General features: G+C 41.5%; 20 protein-coding genes. 15 read left to right on the top strand and 5 right to left on the bottom strand.

Translation table 11 applies throughout. The features are described 5' to 3' along the window. Positions 1-144: 144 nt before the first annotated feature. A complete protein-coding gene (locus M1K46_RS02275) occupies positions 145-1,554 on the bottom strand; it encodes a hypothetical protein (RefSeq protein WP_256224697.1) in 1,410 nt (469 codons plus the stop codon). A gap of 333 nt (positions 1,555-1,887) precedes the next feature. On the opposite strand from M1K46_RS02275, the gene M1K46_RS02270 reads away from it, so the two are divergent. After that, on the top strand, positions 1,888-2,025 hold the full coding sequence (locus M1K46_RS02270; RefSeq protein ID WP_256224696.1) for a hypothetical protein: 138 nt from the start codon (positions 1,888-1,890) through the stop codon (positions 2,023-2,025). Next, positions 2,022-3,305 (top strand): glycoside hydrolase family 3 N-terminal domain-containing protein, encoded by a 1,284-nt coding sequence (locus M1K46_RS02265; protein ID WP_256224695.1) that lies wholly within the window; start codon positions 2,022-2,024, stop codon positions 3,303-3,305. The genes M1K46_RS02270 and M1K46_RS02265 overlap by 4 nt, the downstream gene beginning before the upstream one ends. A 108-nt stretch (positions 3,306-3,413) precedes the next feature. Here M1K46_RS02265 and M1K46_RS02260 read toward each other — a convergent pair whose 3' ends face one another. After that, positions 3,414-4,352, bottom strand: a complete 939-nt coding sequence (locus tag M1K46_RS02260; protein ID WP_256224694.1) for a hypothetical protein — start codon at positions 4,350-4,352, stop codon at positions 3,414-3,416. Between the two features lie 77 nt (positions 4,353-4,429). After that, positions 4,430-4,765, bottom strand: coding sequence for a hypothetical protein (locus M1K46_RS02255; RefSeq protein ID WP_062237617.1), 336 nt, complete (start codon positions 4,763-4,765; stop codon positions 4,430-4,432). A 607-nt stretch (positions 4,766-5,372) separates the two neighbouring features. Here M1K46_RS02255 and rfbA point away from each other — a divergent pair. The 6 genes from rfbA (at position 5,373) to M1K46_RS02225 (ending at position 13,906) form a co-directional block, all read left to right on the top strand. Next, the gene (gene rfbA / locus M1K46_RS02250) at positions 5,373-6,263 is read left to right on the top strand and encodes a glucose-1-phosphate thymidylyltransferase RfbA (protein ID WP_256224693.1); all 891 of its coding nucleotides are present in this window, start codon (positions 5,373-5,375) and stop codon (positions 6,261-6,263) included. 16 nt (positions 6,264-6,279) lie between these two features. Continuing rightward, entirely contained in the window at positions 6,280-7,332 is a 1,053-nt protein-coding gene (gene rfbB / locus M1K46_RS02245) for a dTDP-glucose 4,6-dehydratase (protein ID WP_256224692.1), read from the top strand. Positions 7,333-7,423: 91 nt separating this feature from the next. After that, entirely contained in the window at positions 7,424-9,430 is a 2,007-nt protein-coding gene (locus tag M1K46_RS02240) for a CDP-glycerol glycerophosphotransferase family protein (protein ID WP_256224691.1), read from the top strand. A 111-nt stretch (positions 9,431-9,541) separates the two neighbouring features. Then, the gene (locus M1K46_RS02235) at positions 9,542-10,936 is read left to right on the top strand and encodes an ATP-grasp domain-containing protein (RefSeq protein WP_256224690.1); all 1,395 of its coding nucleotides are present in this window, start codon (positions 9,542-9,544) and stop codon (positions 10,934-10,936) included. 1 nt (position 10,937) lies between these two features. Next, positions 10,938-12,062 carry a DegT/DnrJ/EryC1/StrS family aminotransferase gene (locus M1K46_RS02230; RefSeq protein ID WP_256224689.1) on the top strand — a complete coding sequence of 375 codons (1,125 nt, stop codon included), beginning with the start codon at positions 10,938-10,940 and terminating at the stop codon, positions 12,060-12,062. Next, positions 12,059-13,906, top strand: a complete 1,848-nt coding sequence (locus M1K46_RS02225) for a glycosyltransferase (RefSeq protein ID WP_256224688.1) — start codon at positions 12,059-12,061, stop codon at positions 13,904-13,906. The genes M1K46_RS02230 and M1K46_RS02225 overlap by 4 nt, the downstream gene beginning before the upstream one ends. Positions 13,907-14,132: 226 nt before the next feature. Here M1K46_RS02225 and M1K46_RS02220 read toward each other — a convergent pair whose 3' ends face one another. Then, positions 14,133-15,137, bottom strand: a complete 1,005-nt coding sequence (locus M1K46_RS02220) for a trypsin-like serine peptidase (RefSeq protein ID WP_256224687.1) — start codon at positions 15,135-15,137, stop codon at positions 14,133-14,135. Positions 15,138-15,198: 61 nt separating this feature from the next. Between M1K46_RS02220 and M1K46_RS02215 the strand changes: the two genes are divergently transcribed. The 6 genes from M1K46_RS02215 to M1K46_RS02190 all read left to right on the top strand — a co-directional run bounded on the left by M1K46_RS02215 (position 15,199) and on the right by M1K46_RS02190 (position 21,274). After that, positions 15,199-15,648 (top strand): hypothetical protein, encoded by a 450-nt coding sequence (locus M1K46_RS02215; RefSeq protein ID WP_256224686.1) that lies wholly within the window; start codon positions 15,199-15,201, stop codon positions 15,646-15,648. A 400-nt stretch (positions 15,649-16,048) separates the two neighbouring features. Beyond that, entirely contained in the window at positions 16,049-17,032 is a 984-nt protein-coding gene (locus M1K46_RS02210) for a BMP family lipoprotein (protein WP_256224685.1), read from the top strand. A gap of 21 nt (positions 17,033-17,053) precedes the next feature. After that, positions 17,054-18,703, top strand: coding sequence for a methyl-accepting chemotaxis protein (locus M1K46_RS02205; protein ID WP_256224684.1), 1,650 nt, complete (start codon positions 17,054-17,056; stop codon positions 18,701-18,703). A gap of 375 nt (positions 18,704-19,078) precedes the next feature. Beyond that, positions 19,079-19,327, top strand: coding sequence for a hypothetical protein (locus tag M1K46_RS02200; RefSeq protein WP_256224683.1), 249 nt, complete (start codon positions 19,079-19,081; stop codon positions 19,325-19,327). Between the two features lie 73 nt (positions 19,328-19,400). After that, the gene (locus tag M1K46_RS02195; RefSeq protein WP_256224682.1) at positions 19,401-20,420 is read left to right on the top strand and encodes an HD-GYP domain-containing protein; all 1,020 of its coding nucleotides are present in this window, start codon (positions 19,401-19,403) and stop codon (positions 20,418-20,420) included. A 419-nt stretch (positions 20,421-20,839) separates the two neighbouring features. Then, positions 20,840-21,274, top strand: coding sequence for a hypothetical protein (locus M1K46_RS02190; protein ID WP_248253996.1), 435 nt, complete (start codon positions 20,840-20,842; stop codon positions 21,272-21,274). 78 nt (positions 21,275-21,352) lie between these two features. On the opposite strand, the gene M1K46_RS02185 is transcribed toward M1K46_RS02190, so the two are convergent. Next, on the bottom strand, positions 21,353-21,784 hold the full coding sequence (locus tag M1K46_RS02185) for a dual specificity protein phosphatase family protein (protein WP_256224681.1): 432 nt from the start codon (positions 21,782-21,784) through the stop codon (positions 21,353-21,355). 397 nt (positions 21,785-22,181) lie between these two features. Here M1K46_RS02185 and M1K46_RS02180 point away from each other — a divergent pair, with 397 nt between their 5' ends. Then, positions 22,182-22,679 (top strand): hypothetical protein, encoded by a 498-nt coding sequence (locus M1K46_RS02180; protein ID WP_256224680.1) that lies wholly within the window; start codon positions 22,182-22,184, stop codon positions 22,677-22,679. The last annotated feature ends 34 nt before the right edge of the window (positions 22,680-22,713 follow it).

Raw genomic sequence — 22,713 nt, 5'->3', positions numbered from 1 at the left:
AAAGGTTGAAGAGAAGTCGCTTATGACATCATTTAAAAAGAAGAAGACTTGGATAGTCTTCTTCTTTTAGGTTAAACAATGTGGTTGTTTCTCCCAAGAATGTTTTTATATGTTAAAGGAAAAGAAGGAGGATAACCTTGCCATCTACTCTTTTTTGTAAGACTCCTTCAGTTTCCCACTCTCAAGCATGCTGGCTCTGGTCAATGTTACATATACGTATCCTGCAGTTTTTCCGAGTTGCTTAACTGTAGCTGTAGTGGAAGTACCTGTTGATTTCTTTGTAGCGATCAATTTGTTTTTACTGTTGTATACCTTTACAACATCATCTTTCTTGATGCCTTTTACATAAATCGTGTCACTCTTTGATTTATAATTAGTTACCGTGACGTTTGATCCACCAAGAGTGGGGGTCACTTGTTTAAAAGCAAAATCATAAATGATTTTCCCATCGGAATCGATCCTCAAGTAATAAGTGCCAGCTGGCAAATAGAAGCGCCCAGTTTTATGTCCTGAAGCATATTGACCACTGTTGGTCGATAAATAAAACCTTTCGTTACCTCTTGAGTCTGTAATTTGATAATTCATATAATCTTCCTGATCGTTTAGAGCATTTAGTTGTAAATGGGTTCCCTTTGATAAGGTTAACTTGTAAAAATCATAATCACCATAACAAATGTATCCGTGGTAATAATGATCCAGGCTCAATGTTGTGGATGTGGGTACCGTATTATTATCTTCTTTCTCCCAAAAATCTGTGTATGTAGCATTTACTATGATCTTATATGTTTTATTAATGGAACTATCATATTCATCATTTGGCTGGGTGACTCTCACGTAATATTTTCCTTTTGGCAGCCCAGTAGTTAAAACAGTGTAACCAGAAGAATATTCAGAGTCATCCGTTGTATTATAAAACATATCAATCTTTTTGCCGTTTTTTATTGTGAACAACTCATATTTTTGATAAACATATGGAGCATTCGAAACCTTTATATCCGTAAATCCATCTTTAACTAGTGTGAATGAATAAAAATCATCATCATAATGACTGTTGACTGCAGCAGAGTAAACCTTGTTTAATTTTAGATCGGTAGCTTGTGTAACAACACCATTCCATTCTTTTTCCCATAAGTCACTAGGGGTAAAGTATGCACCAAGTTTATAGGAAAAGCCTTCATAATAATCATTGGAAACATGTTTGATATAATAAGTTCCTGCCGCCAATCCAATTTTTTGACTAGAATATCCAGATGCATATTGAGAATCATCGGTATAAATATAATCTGAATATTGCCCTCCGTTATCATCTATGACAGCAAAATGCTGGTCGTAGCCATATTCGTTGCTAACTTTTACTTCCAACATTCCATCTGAAGGAAGGGTTACTTTATAATAGTTATTTTCGTCGCGCTTGGAATATTGATTCATCGCGTTTAGACTAAGTGGGATAGCGTCCTTTATCGTTTGGTCAGCAAACGCTACGCTACCATTAAAACTGAAAACACTCAGAATTAGTGCAAGACTTAAAAACAAAATTGAAAATTTGTTATTCATTTAATTTCCCCCATATTAAGAATTTTTTACCAATTTAATTATAAAATCAGACACATGATTTAACAACTAAAATACTACGACTTTTTTCCTATGATGTTGTTTAAAAAAAGAACCAGTTGTCTTACTGGTTCTTTTATTGCCTGATCACTGGCCAAACTTCGCCAAAACCTCAGGATCATATTCAAATTGTGCCGTATCGGCATATACTCCGAAAGACGTGCTGTTCGCTTTGTCATGAAAACGGTATAAGGTCCGGTTTGCGTAGCCGGATCCATCGGCATAGGCTTCACTTCTATCGACAAAATCGGCTTGGTTGTCTATGCATATGTAGAAATGACATCCTATGATAAAATGAAGAACGGACATACATTAATACAGAAATGGGGCGGGGAATGGGATCTTGTCTATGAAGATGGCGAATGGAAACTCGATCAGGCCCATCTTGAAAAGCGGGATTCCAACTTACAATGAGAAGGCGAAAAAGAAAAAGCAGAAGACTTGCCTGGAGTATTTTATTCATCTTGGTCTGCCTGGCAGGTGCGGTCTACGTATTAAAAGGGCAGGATGAACAGAAGGCTCAGCCTGTAGAACAGCAGGATGAGGCGATGCCTTCTATGAAACCAATTAAAACTGACGAGAAACCAGCAGATCAACAAAAAGAAAAGCCAGAGGTTACTTTTTTTACACAAGAAAATCTTGATGAAAAAGTAAATCATCTGATAAAGAACATGACATTGAAAGAGAAAATCGGCCAGCTGATTGTGGTAGGGCTTCCTGGGCAGGAGGTAGACAGCGGCGTTACCGAGATGATCAGAGACTATCATGCCGGCGGAATCATTCTGTTCGACAGGAACATGAAGAACCAGCAGCAAGTGGGAGAATTGAACAGCCATCTGCAAAACCTGGCCATGAAAGATCCTCTGCAGATTCCACTCATGGTGAGTATTGACCAGGAAGGCGGACTGATTGTCCGCATGAGAGACCAGGTGGCTCCAAAAGCTTCTCAGCATGATTTGGGAGTGAAAAAGAACCCGCAAGCGGTCTATCAGCAAGCGTCCACTACTGCCAAAGAGCTGTTGAACATGGGAGTGAATGTAAACTTTGCGCCTGTTCTGGATATTTCGGATAAGGATTCCCGATCATTCGGATCAGATCCAAAGCTTGTCAGCAGCTATGGGGCGCAGGTCATTAAAGGCCTTACAGATGGGGGTATAACAGCCACAGTCAAGCATTTTCCCGGTAATGGGAGAAGCAGCATTGACCCTCATAAGGATACGTCTTCGGTGCAGGCGGATAAGAAAGAACTTGAAAGCAGCGACATTTACCCGTTTAAATCCATGATTGACCAAATGGATAACGATAAGTTTTTTGTAATGGTGACACACATCAAGTATCCTGCCTATGATCAGGAGAATCCAGCGAGCTTGTCTTCCAAAATCAAAATTGACCTATTGCGCAAGCAGCTCGGCTTTAAAGGAATTGTTGTGACGGATGACCTGGAGATGGGAGCTGTACATAAATATTACAGCAATGAAGATCTGGGTTATAAAGCGGTCGAAACAGGGGCCGACCTGCTGCTTGTCTGCCATACGCTGCAAAGCCAGAAAGAAGTGTACAACGGAATCTTATCAGCTGTGCAATCTCACAAGCTCTCAGAACAGCGGATTGATGAAGCTGTCGAGCGCATCTTGCGTTTTAAGCTGAAAAATGAAACGTTGAGGCAAAGCGGAATGCAGGAACTGAAGAAATAGAGGAATATGGTACTTAATCGCTGGAATACAAAAAGGAAGGAAGCAGGCCATAATAAGCCCTGCTTCCTTCCTTTTCTTTTTGTTCAAGCGTCATACCCAGTTGATTTATTATTTAATATTGATTTTCCAAGGTCCGTTGGCTTGAATACCGATGGCGTAAACGGAATCCTCTGGTATGTTTTCAACAGTGGAACCATGATAATTGCCAATTTCGTTGGCTAGCAGTACTGAGTCGTTGATCTTGACTATAAAATTTTCACTTCCAGAATGGGAGAGAGTAAAGGTACGCGCTCCAGAATCCATTTGTACAAATCGTACATCATCTCCAGAACCGCTAATTGTACCTTTTTCCTTTTTAGGAATCTCTTGACTGCCATGGATCGTCCAAGGTCCGTTGGCTTTGACGTTCAGCATGTACTTGCCGCCGTCCGGAATAGCAACCAGCCGTTTACCCTGGTAAGAGCCGATCGCATTGACCAATAGATCAACATCATTGCCGTTCTCGTCCAAAAGTTTAACAATGAAGTTTTCCGAGCCTGAATGTTTAGCCTGGAATACTACAAAACCAGGTTCAAGTTCAAACTGTTTTGTGGCCGTATCTCCCGTACCTGACATTTTTAGTGCATCAGCTTTACGCTTTGCTGCTGCTGCTGCCTTGGCTTTTGCTGCAGCTTCAGCTTTTTTCTTAGCTTCAGCAGCAGCCTTGGCTTTTTGTTTAGCTTCCGCTTTAGCTTTCGCTACTTCTTTTGCTTTTTGCTCAGCATCCGCTTTCTGCTTAGCTTCTTCCTTTGCTTGTACATCTGTGTTCTTAGTCTTTTCTTCCTTCGAAGCAGTATCTTTTTTTACTGCCTTGTCATCTGTACTGGCGGTCTGTGTTGTATCACCTGCTCCACTTGTAGACACAGCTACTATGAAAATCACAGCACAGATTCCGGCAATTACAAAATTCTTTTTAGCTTTTCCGTTCTTCTTCACCAGGCTAATAAGAGCTAATATTATAAAAACAAAAAGAGCAATTAAACTAGTAAATCCAAAAAACATTCCCATTATTATCTCCCTTTTTTAACTGCGTTTTGTAACACCACAAGAAAAGCTAACCACACAAAAGTGATTAGCTGTTGCTATTACGCTCCAACGTTCTGCCCGGCTGGAGTAGAAGTAATAATTCCTCGAGCTTGCAGCTCAGACTGTGTTTGCTCATCTGAAGGGCGGTATCCTTTTTCCAGCAGATCTTTTATATTGATTTTGTTATAAACGAAAGAAAAGATAATTCCAGGAATCCAAGCTCCAAACCCAAAGGTAAATACTGCAGCTAATGCTCCAGTAATGAACATGATGGCTGCCCATTTCAAATCTCCTCTGAAAAGAGCTGGAAAGAATCCGAAAAAGAAAGTTGTCCAGCTAAAACCAATTTTTACTTCTTTTACTACCCCTGCTTCATTTTTCAATCTTGCATGCATTAAAGCATCCCCCTTTTGACCCATGTAGAAATTACTAATTGATTATACCACTATATTAAAAAATATGAAGTATTTTACATGGGAAATAATTAACTTTATTTTAAATAAGTGTAAAATATAATAATTTCCTATCGAAATTATTACTCGCAAGATATATAGGAAAAAAATAACACTATTTTATAAATAAACATAAATATTAAGTAATGTTTAAACGAGTAAATTGTCCCTATATACGCTCCTAATATTTACAATTACGATGTGAAAGTTTGCACCCCCAATGTTAGACACAACAATCAATGGGAGGTGCAGTTTTTAAATTGCCAAGTATTCTTTGGAAACCAAATTAGCTGCGACGAACTAGTCAAAGCTGCTGAACCACAATAGATCGATTTTATGGCTTTTTGACATAACGGCGACTGATCTATAAAACTAGTACGAAATTACCATATAATAGTTATTTCTATATAAAAAACAGAAAATATGGTATATTTTTTCATGGAAAAACCTCGAAATTTTAGTAAATATATCGAATGATTTAGCGATATCTGTCAATAACACAGGGTTCAATTCTTGTTTGAAATTCAAATTCGTAAAAGAGGTGGCAGTATTGAAAGGTATTATTTTGGCCGGAGGTTCAGGCACGAGATTGTATCCGATTACAAAATCGATATCGAAGCAGCTTGTTCCAATATATGATAAACCTATGATCTACTATCCTCTGTCGGTATTGATGCTGGCGGGGATCAAAGAGATTCTGATCATTTCCACTCCTCAGGACATACGGCAGTTCAGGGAATTGCTTTCGGATGGAAGCGGTTTGGGTCTAACCCTTTCCTATGCTGTCCAGGAAGAACCAAGAGGGCTTGCTGAGGCATTCATCATAGGAGAAGATTTTATCGGTTCAGATAAGGTTGCGTTAGTCCTGGGAGATAATATCTTTTACGGGCAGGGGTTCTCTGAGACACTGTCACGAGCTGTATCGGTCAATGATGGAGCGGTTGTTTTCGGCTATTATGTTATGAATCCAGAAGACTATGGTGTAGTTGAATTTGACAGCAACGGTAATGCGGTAGCATTAGAAGAAAAGCCAATTAATCCGCGGTCGAATTATGCCGTACCGGGGCTGTATTTCTATGACAATGATGTTGTGAATATTGCAAAAAAGGTAGAACCCTCCCACCGCGGTGAATTAGAGATCACTTCGATTAATGAGGAGTATCTTAAGCAGGGCCGATTAAAAGTGCAGGTGCTCGGCCGGGGTATGGCATGGCTCGATACAGGCACACACAGCAGCTTGCTGAAGGCGAGCAATTTTGTAGAAGCTGTACAGAACCGGCAGGGGCTCTATATCGCGTGTATTGAAGAGATCTCTTACCGAATGGGCTACATCAATGAAGCGCAGCTTCTTGCCCTGGCAGAGCCTTTGAAAAAGACCGATTACGGAAAATATTTAATACGTCTTACCGATCGAAGCAGACACTTGTCGGAAATACAGTAAGGGGTTGTATGAAAAGATGAAAACGTATTTAGTTACTGGCGGTGCCGGGTTTATCGGCGCTAACTTTATCCATTATATGCTGAACAGGTATGACAGCATTAAGATCATCAATGTAGATAAACTCACGTATGCCGGGAATTTAGAAAATGTAAAAGAGTTTGAGGGAAATCCTAACTACCATTTTGTACAGGCTGATATATGCGATAAGAGTCTGGAGGACGTTTTTAACAAGTATGATATCGATTATGTCGTAAACTTTGCGGCTGAGTCCCATGTAGACCGAAGCATTGAAGATCCGGAAGTCTTTGTGAAAACGAACGTCCTGGGTACTTTGAATCTATTAAATCTTGCAAAGAAAAGCTGGTCTGTCGGTGATGATCTCTATAAAGAAGGAAAAAAGTTTCTTCATGTATCCACCGATGAGGTGTACGGTTCTTTAGGGGATGCCGGATTCTTCGAAGAGAGTACACCGATCGACCCGCATAGCCCGTATTCATCCAGCAAGGCATCTTCTGATCTGATGGTCAAAGCTTATTTCGATACGTACAAATTGCCTGTGAATATCACCAGGTGTTCCAATAACTACGGGCCGTATCAGTTCCCGGAGAAACTTATTCCGTTAATCATCAATAACTGTCTTAAAGGGAAGGACCTCCCTCTGTATGGCGATGGACTGAACATCAGGGATTGGCTTTATGTAGAGGATCATTGCAAAGCGATTGATATGGTGATTAACAAAGGAAATCTGGGTGAGGTGTACAATGTCGGGGGACACAATGAACGCACCAACATTGACATCATGAAGACCATTATTCACTATCTTCAAACCCATGTGGATGCTAATATCTCGGAAAAGCTGATCACGTATGTGACCGACCGCAAAGGGCACGATCGCAGGTACGGCATCAATCCTGAAAAAATCAAAAGGGAACTTGGCTGGGTACCGGATACGAACTTTGAGGACGGTATTGTTAAAACCATTGAATGGTACTTAACGAATCAAGTCTGGATCAAGAACATAGAGGACGGCAGCTATCAGCAGCAAACCTATGTAAACGTGCAGGAATAAAAAGGTGAAGGGGGTATTCTGTCTTACAGGGTAGCTCCTTCTAACGTATCACCGTCTTAACGATTGAAACGGTATAGGGGAGGAAGAATGATTGAAAGTCTTTGTAAAAAAGGCCATTAAAAAGTTAATGCTTGGCCATCGAATCAGGCATATTGAAATAGAAGACAACAGCAAGCTGAATGTTACGTTTGATCAGTTAAGCCAGCTCTCGGGAAAAAAATATTTGGTGTTAAAGGATAAAGCAACGGGCAGAAGGCTTCAGAGCAGAATTGAGCAGAACAAGACATCTATCGATCTGACAGAGCTGCATGAAATGTCCGACACCGGCAAGATTGATTTTTACCTTAAGAGCTATCTGTTCAACCGTACGCTGCAGACAAGGATTGCGCACAACCATGACGTTCCATTGTTTGAACATATCGATGAAGAACGAAAGAAGAAGTTCCGTTTTTATAAGACGATCAGAAATAATGTTTCATTGATGACGGAAAGAACGTCGTTCCGATGCACACTCCTTGAAATCAAGCCGATGGGAAGCAATTTTTATCTTTCAGGGGAAGTTGAACCTTTGGAAGATATGAAGCCGGCTTCGGTTGAAGTGGTGCTGGTAAGAAGGGATACACGGCAAGGCTTCGGATATAAGTTTGAACTCAAAAAACCAGGCAGTGACAACTTGTACACATTCAATGGCATGGTGTTTATTGAAAAGCTGAGAAGCGCCCTTGCGATGAACTCGCGATGGGATGTCTTTTTCCAGCTGAGAGATGATAAAAATAATCTGATCCACCGTGAAATCATGAACACGCAGGGCTTCAGAAGCTACGAGCGGGAAGAGTACAGGTACCTTGAAACGGCACAGCTGAATGATCAGCATGCGGCGGTCCTTTACGCTACGATGGGGAAAAACAGCCTGGCCCTCTGGTATACAGACATGAGCCAGTTTGCGAGAACCTATCAGATCGCCAAAGGAAAGAGCATTTTTAATGAAGTCAGCGAAAGAGAAAAACTCAACAGCAAGATGGTGTTCTTTGAGAGTTTCCTAGGGAAAAACTATTCTGGAAATCCAAAATATATTTATGAAGAGATGATTCAAAACAATAGATATAAAGACTTTATCTTCGTCTGGTCCTATTCAGGTTCAAATCCAGAATGCATACCGGGTAATCCGATCATCGTGAACCGGGAGTCTGAGGATTATTATAAGTATTTGGCGCGTGCGAAGTACTGGGTCAGCAACATCATCCTGCCGATCCACCGGAAGCGCGAAGGCAACGTTTATTTGCAGACTTGGCACGGTACCCCGCTGAAGAAATTGGGCTTTGATATTGAGATTGAAGGGCCGGAAACACTCGCTCGTGAAAACTTCTATATCGAGTCACGAAACTGGGATTATCTCGTTGCAGCCAACAAGTATTCAAGCGATATTTTTAAACGGGCGTTTAAGTTTGATAAGAAAGTACTGGAGGCAGGGTATCCTGCGAATGATATTTTTTATCAGGAGGATACTCCATCCAATGCACAGTCGCTCAAGGAAAAGCTTAATATTCCGGCTTCCAAAAAGGTCATCCTTTATGCGCCAACCTGGCGTGACAATGAGATGGCGAATTCATGGGACCATACATTTACACTGCCGTTTAACCTCGATGATCTGTATAACAAGCTGAGTGATGAGTATGTTCTCGTTCTGCGCATGCATCACCTTGTATCAGATATGCTGGAAATTGATCCGAAGTATAAGGATTTTGTCTATGATCTTTCCAAATATGATGACATCCAGGAGCTGTACACCCTATCAGATCTGTTGATTACGGACTATTCTTCCGTGTTCTTTGATTATGCCAATTCAAAAAAACCGATTCTGTTCTTTGCGTATGACTATGAAATGTACAAAGACAACATCCGCGGATTCTATCTGGATATGGCTAAGGATCTGCCGGGGCCGGTCATCCGTACGGGGCCGGAGCTCATTCAGGCGATTCAAAACATTAATTCCGTGAAAAGGCAATACGGACAGAAATATGAGGACTTCTATAAGGAATACTGTTCCCTTGAAGACGGGAATGCCGCGAAAAAAATAGCAGAACTCGTTTTCAAGTAAGTGAACGGGAACATTTTTCCAGAATATTCCTTAAAAAGTTGATTGGAGTGCAAGGTGCGAGACTCCTGCGGGAGTAGCGTGACAGATGAGACACGAAGGCGTTTACGCCGAGTGGCTCAGCGCACGCCCCACGGAAAGCGAGCAGCCTGGAACGGAAATCAACCACTTTCAAGAGCAGCAAAGGTTAAGAAAACGGACGTAAAAGAGGTGTCGGCGGTTTTGAAAAAGAATATCTTGGTTTTCCCTTGTGGATCAGAAATCGGTCTGGAGATCAACAATGCCCTGAAGTTTGTAAAGGGGTATAAGCTATTCGGAGGTTCGAGCGTTTCTGATCACGGGAAATATGTTTATCAGAATTATATTGATGGAATTCCAAACATTGATGCACCAGATTTCATCGATCACATCAATGAAGTTGTGAAGAAATTTAATATCGATTATATCTTTCCTGCCCATGACAGTGCGGTCCTGAAGCTCGCTCAGCATCAGGATGTACTGGGGGCGGAAGTGATTACCTCTCCAAAAGAAACATGTGAAATCTGTCGTTCGAAAAAGAAAACATACGAGTATTTTGCAGATTCTGCGTTTGTACCCGGAATGTATAGTTCGGTCGGCGACATTCCAGAATACCCGGTCTTTTTGAAGCCGGATGTTGGACAAGGCTCAAAAGGCGTTGCGCTTGCTAAAAACCGCAGCGAACTGGAGTACCATATAGAGAAAAACGCAGATCTGCTTACGCTTGAGTATCTGCCGGGCAAGGAATATACGATTGACTGCTTCTCCGATTTTAACCGTGAACTCCGGTTCGTCGGAATGCGCGAAAGAAAGAGGATCAAAAGCGGGATCAGTGTGAACTCGGCTTCACTGGAACCGACTGCTGTCATCCAGATGATGGCAGAAGAGATCAACAAGAAGCTGAACTTCCGCGGTGTATGGTTCTTTCAGGTGAAAGAAGACAAAAACGGAGAATTTAAACTTTTGGAAATCTCGCCAAGAATCGCCGGCACAATGAGTTTATACCGAAACAAAGGAATCAACTTTCCATTGTTAAGCCTGTTCGACCGTCAGGAGTACAAGCTGGATGTGATTGAGAACAATTTTAAAATTGAAGTCGACCGTGCCCTGATCAACCGTTTCACACTGGATTTTGAGTATGAACGGGTATTTATTGATTTTGATGATGCCATCACGAAGGATGAGAAGATTAATCCTATGGTCATGATGTACATCTACCAGTGCATTAACAAGGACATTGAACTCGTCCTCATCACCAAGCATGCAAGGGACATTAGGGAAACCCTGACTCATTTAAAAGTAGATCACAGCATATTCAGTGAGATCGTCCATATTACAAAAGAGGATGACAAACATAAATACATCAAGAATGATAAGCCATCTATTTTTATTGATGACTCGTACAGCGAGCGGAAGATGATGAAAGAGGTGACAGGGATGCCTGTTTTCGACCTGGATGCCATTGAATGTCTCATTGACTGGAGAAACTAATATGATTACTGAATTAAAAATTGAGAAACCGATCCATGTGACAAAGCCAAAGCTTCCGGACTTCGAAATCTACCAGGAGTATATTAAGGGAATCTGGGAGAACAAGTGGCTCACGAATGACGGACCGCTGCATGAACGTTTTAAAGAGAGCTTAAGAGGATACCTGGGTATTAATCACCTTGAGCTGTTCACGAACGGCCATCTTGCGCTGGAAACAGCGATCAAGGCACTGAATATAACAGGAGAAGTAATCACGACGCCGTTTACGTTCGCGTCCACGGTCCATGCGATCGTCAACTGCGGATTGACCCCTGTTTTCTGTGATATTGAGATGGAAAACTTCACGATCGATACCGATCAGATCGAAAAGCACATTACGAGCCGTACGAGTGCGATCATGGCAGTTCATGTTTTTGGGCTGCCGTGCAATCTTGAGAGAATTGAAGAATTGGCTCAAAAGCATAAACTGGCCGTGATCTATGACGCGGCGCATACATTCGGGGTCGAAGTGAACGGCAGAAGCATCGCCGATTACGGAGATGTATCCATGTTCAGCTTTCATTCGACGAAGGTGTTCCATTCGATTGAAGGAGGTTTGCTGTCGTTCCGGGATGGTGATTTAGCGCCAAAGCTAAAAGCCCTGAAAAACTTTGGGATTACTTCTCCTGATTCTGTTGACTATGTGGGGACGAATGCCAAGATGAATGAGTTTCAGGCGGCGATGGGGTTAAGCAACCTTCAGAACATTGATGAAGATATCCATAAACGAAAACTCGTTCACGATACCTACATCGAGCATTTGAGTTCGGTTGAAGGGATTAGGCATCTGCCGAATTCCATGGAGAATGTGAAGCATAATTATTCGTACTTTCCTATTCTGCTGTACGATCAGGAGACAAGAGATCAGCTGCATGAATCGTTAAAGAACTACAACGTATATACGAGGAAGTATTTTTATCCGTTGTGTACAGAATTCAGCTGTTATGCGGAGTATAAGCAGGATATGCCTATAGCTTCTTCCGTCAGTGAACGCATCTTATGTTTGCCGATGTATACGGAACTGGAAACAGAGATTGTCCATCAAATTTGCAGCATAATCAGATACGAGTTAGGTGAAGGAAGATGAATAACTACAAACTGAGTGTCGTCGTACTGGTCTATAATACGGAAGAGTTTTTACGAGATTGTCTGGAGTCCCTCGTGAATCAAACATTAAAAGGGATTGAGCTCATTCTCGTTAATGACAGCAGCCCGGATAACAGCCACTTAATCCTTGAAGAATACCGAGAAAAGTACGAAAACATTACGGTGATTCATCAGGAGAACAGCGGCGGTGCGGTTGCCGGCAACAACGGGATGAAGCGTGCGACCGGCGAGTATGTTACGGTCATGGATTCCGATGATATCGTTCCTTTGGATGCGTATGAAAAACTATATAAAAAAGCGAAAGAAACAGATTCCGATATCGTGATTGGGAAACCAAATATATTGGTCAATGGAATTCAAAAGGAGATTATCTATAAAAGGGAACGGGATGTTTGGAAGAGCAGCCGGGAAGTGAACCATCTTCTGGAGTTTCCCGATATCTTTTACGATGGTTTCTATTGGAATAAGATCTATAAGCGCGACTTCATGATTGATAATGAATGCTTTATGCCTCCGGGGATGCTTTATGCCGACCGGCCGATGGTTCATAAAGCCTTCACAAAGGCGAAGAAGATCAATATCATTACAGACACGGTGTATTTGTGGAGAAAACGTGAGGAAGAGACGGATAACAAATCCATTACCCAGATGAAGAATGATATTAAAAATTTTCTGGACCGCATGAGCTCTCTTCACCATCAATTGAATTACTTCGACAGCCTGCAGGATGAAGAACTAAGAACCGCTTTTCTGAAAAGAAACATCGACAGGTTATTCTTTCCGATCAAAGGGATCGCAGAAGATGAGGAATTCAGAGAAGTATATCTGCGTGAAGTAAAAGCCGTGTTAAGCAGCATAAAAGATGTTTATGACAACGACTTGGGTGTCCTGAGAAATCTTTATATCTACATGATTTTAAACAACCTGACAGAGGAATTGCTGTTTTATCTCTCTGAGGAACCGAATGGCCCCATCGTTGAGGAGAACAATCACTATTATTGGGCACTGCCTTTTTTTAGGGATGGCTCAGAACGAATTCCCGATGAATTTTATCGTATTAAAGTGCTGCTGGCGAATTTTGTTAAAATCAGAAGCATTCAGTATTCGGATCATCACTTAACCGTAAGCGGGTTAAGAATTCCGAACGTCTTTGACGTTGAAACGGCTACTGTTATACTCAGATCAAGAACAGACGTCACGGATCGTATTGTGATGCCGCTGGAGGAAAACGGCGATGGAAGCTTTTCTGCTGCTGGTGAAGTGGACCGGCGAAACGAATCAAGTATCTTTGATATCTATGTTGAGTTTATTGATATCAATGGGACCGAGAGTATGTTCCGTGTTTCCAGCAAGATGGTGGAGAGCACGATTGAAGACCAGAAAGCCAATAACAGGATTTATTTCACGGGCAAGGGGAACTTATCACTGCTGATTTCTAATCTTCGAATCTCTCAAGTCACTTGTGATGAACAAAGGATCCTCCTTGATGCGAAAGGGTGGAATACCAATATCGGTTTCTTTATGAGGGACAGGCGATCCAAGGAAAAGATCTTTTTTCAGAAGCTCGATGATTCACAGTTCCAGCTTCCATGGAAGTATTTTCTTGAGAAGCATGGCTCATATGATCTGTACTACCGGCTGGTCAATGATAATGTAAGAATCAGTGCCGCCCAGTTTGACCGTTTTGAACCTCAGCTTATCCGAATCGCTGACCGATACATTGATCTGTATAACACGGGTAATAACAACGTATCCCTTATGTCGTTTACAATGATCAACCGGATTACAGGGAAATTGAAAAAGCTAATAAAAATGAAGAAGTAATGCATAAATGAAGCATACCAACTAATGGTGAACTGTAATGCTTAAAAATGGAAAGTTTAATTGAGACATGACCTCGGTATTGTTCCGGGGTCATTCTTTCGATCACGTGCTGAATTGCAGTATTTCTTGTAACCTAATAGAAGCACGTTTTCGATTGTTTGGAATAGCGGAAGAGCTGACTCATAAAAAGCGAGGCAGCTCTTTTTTACTTTTCCCTGGGTTATTTCTAGTACGGAAGGGATTTCCATTCATTTATTGTATTAACATGAGTTGAACCGAACTTGGCACTCCAATTGTACGTACTATTAACCGATATAATTGAGCTCGATTTTAAAATTGGCCCACCACTCATTCCACTTGTCACATACGAAGAATGAATGATTGCATTGTATTGAACATCAGTTATGGATCCAGCACTTTTATATAAATAATTATATCCGGAACCCTCCCCTTTATCTGTGGGGTACCCATATGAAATGATAGAGTCTCCAATCCCGGAAGTCGAACTTATAGGCAGATAATAGGAATGGCTGGAGTCAATTTTTATGACTGCGTAATCATATTGTACATCTCTTAAATAGATTTCACCTTCGATAGGAGCAGTCGAGTTTATCCATCCGATCGGAGCATAAGCTTTGGTGGATGACCATCCGCCATAAGGGAGGACTGTACCATTATCGCCTTGATAGACAGACCAATAGGAATGGAATTTATGAGTATATGAATCAAATACACAGTGAGCTGCAGTAAGTACGGTTGTTCTGTTTAAAAAGGTTCCGGAACATACATACCAATCGCCGCTTGCATCTTTAAAATCAATTTGTGCCATAGCGTTGTAAGGACTTGTAGTCGTGTCCGTCACTTTCACTCTATGATCTTCAGCAAGTGCAGTAACATCAGAACTGGTAAAAGATATCCCGCTATTAAGAACTGGACTATCTTTTCCTTGTAGAATGTCTCCTTGTGAACTAACAGAAGCAAATTTATTTTTCATATTTTTTATTTTTTTTCGTTCACTTGCACTGAATTCTTTTATGGGCTTCAGTTTAGCGTTTTTAAGTTTTTCATTTAATCGCGAAACTTTGTCTTTTTCCAGTTTTAGCATATCGATGTTAGCATAGAGCTGACTCGGGCTTCTTAATTTTTCTTGTTGTAAAGGGGCTGACTTAAGGGGAGTTAACAGAGGAGCAACAATGAATAAACATAACAATAAAAAGCTAAGTTTCTTCATATTTCACATCACCTCCTAATACTTTAATGTAACCATCTAAAATAGGAAAAAAGGAGGAGTTATGCTGAAATACCTTATACGTATCTTGCTTGTCATTTTGTTAGCAAGTTGTTCTTCAACAGGAGGAAAGGACCATTTGAGGTCAAAGGAGATCACCTTGCAAATTGTTAATACACAGGAAAAAAATCAGCATTTCTTACTTACGGTTATAACTGTTGGAAAAGAAACAGATCAGGCCGCCGTATTACCAAAAAGTTTTATCATCATTACAAATGAAAATAAAGAAGCAAAAGTTAAGTTGGATTTGACGACTAAATACACCATTAAAGTAGCGAAGACCACTGTAAAAAACATTGATGAACTCCAAAATAAGAAAAAAAGTGGACAAAAAGTGGCAGGTCCCCTTTTAGCAAATGTTGAATTCACACCTACAAAACATTCAGAAACATTGAAAATAAAAATAAATAACGATAATCATAAAAAAGTATCCGAATTGCCAAATAGCGAATGATCGCTCAGAGCGAAGACAGCAGGCTTAAACGGCGAGAGACATATTTGATATGCTCTCTTTGGATGATAGGGTGAACGAAATAGTACATCTCCCTCCTTCTCTATTAAATGCAGATAGCAGAGAAGTGGATACGGACAAGTTGATTACTATTGAAAAAATAGGCCCTTAACTGGTAAACGCAAAAATAGCATCCCGCGAGATGCTATTTTTTATAGGGAATAAACCTCAATTTTATGTAAGCGCCCCGATCAGAATTAATAAAGCATATTTGGCTTGTGCCTGGTTGCTTTTTTGTTTTATTATTGCAAGAAAATTTCAACATTTACTCTTCCTGTTAACATTCGACAATTTTTGCCGTTAATACTAGAGTAGTAAATTTTAGTGAGTAAGGATGAATAACATGAAACGATATACAGTGATATTTGCAATAATTGCCGCGTTGCTCATTAACAGCGGCTGTTCGATGGAAAAAGCGCAGTCCGCTGCGGCTAAAAAAAGAGTGAAGATCGGCATCATGCTGTCGGATGCGGGACTCGGGGACCAGTCGTTTTCTGATGCAGGGTTTGCCGGTCTGGAAAAAGCACGTGACGAACAGGACATCGTCTTCAACTATCGCGAGCTTGCCACAAGCAAGAGCTATGAAGCCGGGATTGAGTCACTTGTAAAGGAAGGAAACAACCTGGTGATCGGACTTGGATTCTCCATGCAGAAGGACTTGGAAAAGGTTGCTCAAAAGTATCCAAAACAGAAATTTTTATTGATTGATTCTCAATCCAAGCTTTCGAATGTCTATTCCATTACCTTTAAGGAAGAAGAAGGATCCTACCTCGTCGGGGCGATTGCCGGAATGAAGACGAAAAGCAATGTGGCAGGATTCATCGGAGGTGTGGATGTTCCATTGATCCGCAAGTTTGAGAAGGGATTTATCCAAGGAATGAAAGCTTTGAATCCTAAGGCGAAAGTGATTTCGGAATTTGCGGGAACGTTTGATGATGACAAACTCGGCGAAAAAATCGCCAAAAAGATGATCGCTAAGGAAGCGGACTATATTTATCCGCCGGCTGGATTTACAGGAGTCGGGGCCTTGCTGGAAGCGCAAAAAGCAGGAGTTTATGCCTTAGGCGTGGATACGGACCAGTACTACCTTGCAGAAAAAGCGATTGCCACATCGATGGTGAAAAAAGTGGATGTTGCGATCTATCAAGCAGCAAAACAGATGGCCAAAACAGGACATCTAAAAGAAAAAGACAGCGTGCTCGGCATCAAAGAGGGCGGCATCGACATCGCCCCGATCCGTGTGATCCATCTAAACGCCAAGCAGCAAGCCAAATTGAATGAGTTAAAGGAAGGCATCTCACAGGGAACGATTCACATCGAGCTGTAGAGGCCAGAAGGAGTTTACACCATGAAATTGAAATCAAAAATTTTAATGATATCGATTGTGCCGCTGCTGCTGTCAGTGATCATCATCGGCTATAACATTTTCGGAATGACGAAACTGAATTCTTCGACTGAAAAGATAGTAAAGGTCTTAGTAGAGGTGGAAGAGCTGAACAGCTCCGCCAAGAGCCTTGAAAAATCATTAAGTGCCTACTCCCTGAACATTTCAGCGAGCAATACGAATGATGTGGCCAATGATTTTCAGACACTGAATTCTGATTACAATAAGATGAAAAAAGGGCTGACAGATAAAAAACAAATACAGCTGATTGCACGGATCGGCAGTAAATTCGATGAGCTGAAAAGCGAGTCTGATGTTGCTGTAAAAGAAGGTGACCAGGCAGAGATCAAACGCCAGTCCCTCAGGACAAAAGGATTAATCAATGATGTGTATCAGCTGAAGCAGCAGATCAATGATCAGTACGAATGGATGCAGGCGGATCTGAAGGAAAAGATTAAGGGCATGATTACTTTCTCAATGGTTGCTCTTATCATTTTGGTTCTCGGAAGCCTTGTCCTATCCATTATCATGACCCGCAGAATTGTAGATCCACTGAAAAGGATTACCGAAAATGCTGGGGAAGTGGCCAATGGGAATCTGGCTGTGCAAGGCGTAACGGTACGAACGAAAGATGAAGTGTATGAATTAAATCAGTCATTTGGGCAGATGATCGATAACTTAAGAGCGGTCATTACCCAAGTCGGAAACGGGTCCGGACAAGTCGCTGCCTCGGCAGAACAGCTTATGGCGAGTGCGGATGAGACGATGAAAGGAAGCGAATTGATTACCGCCTCCATTCAGCAGGTCTCAGAAGGGGCAGAAAACCAGACGAAAATGTCGGATGAATCCGTCCGGTCTGTTGAACACAGCAAGAACGCTGTTGAGCAGATCTCCGAAAACGCAGCCTTGGTGCTTGAACTGGCGGAGAATGCGAGCGAACAGACGCAGCAGGGCTCGGCGCTTGTACACGATACACTTCAGCAGATGGATTCCATTCATCACTCGGTGGCAGGAACCGACCAGGCATTGAATGACTTAAGCCAGCGTTCCGTGGAGATCGGTTCGATCCTGAACATTATCAATGATATCGCTGAACAGACGAATCTTCTTGCGCTGAATGCAGCGATTGAAGCGGCACGCGCGGGAGATGCGGGTAAAGGGTTTGCCGTCGTGGCCAATGAGGTCCGCAAGCTTGCTGACCAGACACGAAAATCTGTACTTGATATCTCAGCCATGACGAAACACATTCAGGAAGAAACTAAGAATACGGTCACATCCATCAATGATGTGAAGGAAAAAGTAGATTCAGGATTAGAAATCGCTCAAAAGACTAATGAATCGTTTACTACCATTTTAAATGCGATCGTTCAAGTAACGCAGCAAATCAAGGAAATTTCCGCTACCTCTCAGAAGATCAATGAGGAAGTGAGCCAGGTTTCCGGCCATGTTGCCGAGATGTCGAACGTAGCGGGTACAACTTCCGCAAGCGCCATGGAAGTGGTCGCGGCTTCAGAAGAACAGCTCGCATCCATGGAAGAAGTAAACGCAGCAGCCACATCTCTTACCAATCTTGCAGAAGAACTGCAGGATATTGTTTCGAAATTTAAATTGTAGAAAAATAATGGAGCTGTCCAGAAAGTCATAGACTGACCTTCTAGCAGCTTCTTTTGTTTAGAAATCTTCGATGACAAGTTGATTGTAGTGGAAGATGCGAGACTCCTGCGGGACGAGCGTGACAGGTGAAACCCGCAGGCGCAAGCGCCGAGGGGTTCAGCGCACGCCCCGCGGAAAGCGAGCAGCCTGGAACGGAAATCAACTGCTTCCAGATATCCGATCTAACAGCTTATTAGACAGCATCATTTTTTCTGTAAAAATTAGAGAGTTCTTCAAAAAAGTAAAAATCTACTAATCGTGTAGGTCATTAGACCGATAATAGGTATATAACTATCTTTTTTATGCAAACGACTAACTGGGAGACTTACTATCAACATGAACATGATTACTGAATACTATCGGCTGCCATTATTACTGCTTTCTATATTTATTGCCTGTGCAGCGTCCTATGCTGCACTCGATTTAGGAATTCGAATAGATAAAACAAAAGGAAGACTGCGCTATTTATGGCTTTGGGGCGGAGCATTCACGATGGGAATGGGTATTTGGTCGATGCAAGTTGCCCACTATCCAACCATTCAGGAGAAGCCTTTACTAAAAAAGCAGATGAAGCTTTATACTTAGCAAAACAAAACGGACGAAATCAGGTTCGGTTTACATAAAAACAAATAGAACAAGAATGGAAGGGAAATGAGACGTGGATCAGGTAAAGATTGAAATTGGACAAGAACTGTTAGACGATCTGTATTCCTCTAGCAATATCTTGCTTCTTCGAAAAGGTACAGTCATTAATGAAATTCATATGCGGCTGCTGGCCAAGTATGATGTGAAAACGATCAAAAGAGACAGCATCAGGCAGAAGCCTCTGTCAGAGGAAGAAAAAGTGAAAAAGGTATACCAAGAGACCCTTTCAAAGCTGAAAGAGCAGTATGCGTCCATTTATAAAAAGGAAGTCTTAACGAGTGAAGATGCCACCAGTATAAAAGAGGCCTTCTCAGGGTTGGTCACCAAGGACAACATCTCACTCATTCAGCTGAAGGAACAGCTCAGCCAGGATGAATATTTGTATCAGCACAGTCTGAATGTTGGTTTGATCGCAAGAAAAATAGGCCAGGTGCTGTATCTGAGCAAGAATGAACAAAACATGCTTGCACAGATGGGTATCTTTCATGATGTCGGCAAATTCAAGATCGACCCGGCGATTCTGAACAAACCAGGACGATTGACGGACGAGGAATTTTTGATCATGAAAAGGCATCCGCAGTATGGCTACAATCTTTTAAAAGAAGCGGGTATCCCTCAGGAAATTCTACTTGGTACACTGATGCATCATGAACGGCTGGATGGAACGGGGTATCCGAATAAAGTGTCTTCGCACATTCCATTTTTAGTCCGGATCCTGTCTGTGGCGGATACGTTTGATGCCATCTGCTCCAGAAGAGTTTATAAAGACAATCGGTCGATCTTTTTTGCCGTGGATGAGCTCATTAAGGATGCACGGGGAAATCGGCTGGATATTGATGTGGTCATACCGTTTGCCAACTACTTGATGGAAGCTCTGAAAGAAAGAAAAATTCCGCTGCGCAATGGGAAAACAGCGGAGATCCGCCATGTGTTCCCGGATAGGCCTAACCAGCCGATCCTCGAGGTAGAAGGCTACCTGCCGCTGAACTTGAAGGAGTCGGGGTTGACCCTTTTGCAGGTGGCGAGTGTATAATATTTGATTGCTCTTGCGTTTTGCGAGGGCTTTTTTTTATTTAAGAAGAATAATGGGAAGGTGCTCGTATTAAATAGATTAGTTCTATCATTAGTATGTTTGGAGGAGAATAAATGGATAACAAAGTTTTGCTGAAAAGGTTAGGTGAAATTCCCGAACTTAAAATTAATAAACATACAAAAACGAGCGATACAATGGTGAGAAGAGGCTATCAATTGGGTTATAAATGATATTCGGCGAATTAGTAAAGATTCTTAATATTAATAGGTTAACTTACTATTTTAGTAGCAATTGTACCTTTACGGAATAAGCTAGATATTGAATGATGCTGAAGTGCTGACATAGGAAAGGGGTAGCCGCTTATTGGACAAGCATGGCATTTATTCTCTATGTAACTTTTACGGTAAAGGGTTGGTAAGATGGGGAACATAAGTAATTTAAATAAATTAAGCAATTTAAGCAAAATGACGACAGAAGAGATTTTTGAGATCGGGGCCAATTGCTTGTTGGTGCTGGGCCATAAGTTTTTTCTTGTCATTGAAATTGAATCTGCTGTTCCAGATGTGGAGCTCAGTGTATATGTAATCGTTCGTACGGATGAAGTCACTGCACGGAAACTTCATGACGCTGGTCTTGATTTTTGTGAAGTAACACGAACAGTTCCGCGCGCGAGAAAAGGAATTACGGTAGAGTTTCAATGTGTGTTTATTGATGGCTGCAATGTTTTTGCTTTGTTTGATGTGGAAAATGATTTTGACAAAGCTGTATTCGTTAAGATCTCACTCGCTGAAGCGAAGCGTTTAATCCGCAGAGGCGCCATGCAATGCACAGTAATTGATGCTCGAAACCGCTAATTATTTTTAAAGGTGCCACCATTTAAAGGTGCCAGGCACCACTCATTACACAAGTGTGTAAGGGAGGTGCCTGGCACCTTATTGTTGTTTTAGATAAACACCATATGATTTTAATAGCTCCATGTAATTTGGAGGGGGATCTAGATCAGGTTTTCTTTGCCGCACCATTGCAATTGCCTGATCACGCTCTAGGTTAAATCTCTGCATAAAAAAGGCGGTTATAAAAAATCCCAAACGCTGATAGCCAGCTGTATCATGAACGAGAATACGGTACCCTGAATCAAGCAATTGGTTCATTTGGTTCATCATTTTTACTACCCACTGGATATCCGGAGCATAATATACCGTCAACGGAGCCCAAATCATTACACGTCCAGAAAAGTCAAACGGAGGATCATCAGGAGTTGTTCTTAAGTTAATAATGGCTGTGATATTCTGTTGAATAAATCCCCAATCTTCACTCCTGATTAGACCACCAATATACAGTTTACCTGGAATCATTTCTACCATTATTCATCTCCTGGTTCAGTCCTGTTAATGTATTTATATTGCAGGCGGCGGTCTTAGGGAACAAAGCTTTATTTATGGATTACACCGATATTATTAAATAAAATCTTAGGCTGGCCTTTAATATGGCCAGCCTTTATGTGTTCTCAAATTATGGGTATAGCAGCTATCTATGATTATAAATCTATGGCGGTCATAAAAGGGGATACAGTACTGTTTTTGCAGCACTTAATAGGTGATCGTACTATTTTAGTAGCACTTGTCCTCTATCTGAATATGCTAGACAGTGAAGGATGCAAGGTGGTTTTTCTACGGCCCTTTTCATTTTCAGAACAGGCCGGTTGGACAAGCGTGCATCCATTCGGAAATTAAAATTTTTATAGGAAAGTTAGGGATATAGATGTTCGATTATCAAATTAGCGATATGAATGTGATGAGCAATACGTGCAATTCATGCAATAGTGGCAATACGGGAACTATGGGCACCATGGGCACTATGGGTACTATGACAAATGAAGAGGTATTTGAAATTGGCGCCAATTGCCTGTTAGTACTCAAAAACCGCTTTTTTGCAGTAGTAGAAATAGAGTCGGCGGTTCCAAGTGTTGAGCTATCAGTATATGTGATCATTCGTATAGATCAGCAAACCGCTATGCAGCTCCACGATGCTGGATTGGAATTCTGTCAGATTCAAAATAGCATTCCGGTAGCAACAGAGGGTGTAAATGTAGAGTTTCAATGTATTTTTATCAATAAAAACCAGGCGTTTGCTTTGTTTGATGTTGAAGATAATTTTGACCGGGCGGTGTTTGTGAGAATTCCTTTTGATGAGGCGAAAAAAATGATCAGGAGGGGCGTACCACAGTGCACCGTTGTTGATGCTCGAAGCCATCATTAAAATGGTGCCAGGCACCACTCATTACACAAGTGTG

Origin of the sequence: Fictibacillus sp. WQ 8-8, assembly GCF_024494405.1 — a bacterium.
Lineage (GTDB): Bacteria > Bacillota > Bacilli > Bacillales > Fictibacillaceae > Fictibacillus_C > Fictibacillus_C marinisediminis.
Note: the sequence above shows the minus strand (reverse complement) of the source record. Positions and strands in the feature narration are given on the sequence as shown.

Coding starts and splice junctions, on each gene's coding strand:
- M1K46_RS02275 (WP_256224697.1), bottom strand. CDS start 1,554: ATGAATAACAAATTTTCAATTTTGTTTTTAAGTCTTGCACTAATTCTG.
- M1K46_RS02270 (WP_256224696.1), top strand. CDS start 1,888: ATGACATCCTATGATAAAATGAAGAACGGACATACATTAATACAGAAA.
- M1K46_RS02265 (WP_256224695.1), top strand. CDS start 2,022: ATGAGAAGGCGAAAAAGAAAAAGCAGAAGACTTGCCTGGAGTATTTTA.
- M1K46_RS02260 (WP_256224694.1), bottom strand. CDS start 4,352: ATGGGAATGTTTTTTGGATTTACTAGTTTAATTGCTCTTTTTGTTTTT.
- M1K46_RS02255 (WP_062237617.1), bottom strand. CDS start 4,765: ATGCATGCAAGATTGAAAAATGAAGCAGGGGTAGTAAAAGAAGTAAAA.
- rfbB (WP_256224692.1), top strand. CDS start 6,280: ATGAAAACGTATTTAGTTACTGGCGGTGCCGGGTTTATCGGCGCTAAC.
- M1K46_RS02230 (WP_256224689.1), top strand. CDS start 10,938: ATGATTACTGAATTAAAAATTGAGAAACCGATCCATGTGACAAAGCCA.
- M1K46_RS02225 (WP_256224688.1), top strand. CDS start 12,059: ATGAATAACTACAAACTGAGTGTCGTCGTACTGGTCTATAATACGGAA.
- M1K46_RS02220 (WP_256224687.1), bottom strand. CDS start 15,137: ATGAAGAAACTTAGCTTTTTATTGTTATGTTTATTCATTGTTGCTCCT.
- M1K46_RS02215 (WP_256224686.1), top strand. CDS start 15,199: ATGCTGAAATACCTTATACGTATCTTGCTTGTCATTTTGTTAGCAAGT.
- M1K46_RS02210 (WP_256224685.1), top strand. CDS start 16,049: ATGAAACGATATACAGTGATATTTGCAATAATTGCCGCGTTGCTCATT.
- M1K46_RS02205 (WP_256224684.1), top strand. CDS start 17,054: ATGAAATTGAAATCAAAAATTTTAATGATATCGATTGTGCCGCTGCTG.
- M1K46_RS02200 (WP_256224683.1), top strand. CDS start 19,079: ATGAACATGATTACTGAATACTATCGGCTGCCATTATTACTGCTTTCT.
- M1K46_RS02190 (WP_248253996.1), top strand. CDS start 20,840: ATGGGGAACATAAGTAATTTAAATAAATTAAGCAATTTAAGCAAAATG.
- M1K46_RS02185 (WP_256224681.1), bottom strand. CDS start 21,784: ATGGTAGAAATGATTCCAGGTAAACTGTATATTGGTGGTCTAATCAGG.
- M1K46_RS02180 (WP_256224680.1), top strand. CDS start 22,182: ATGTTCGATTATCAAATTAGCGATATGAATGTGATGAGCAATACGTGC.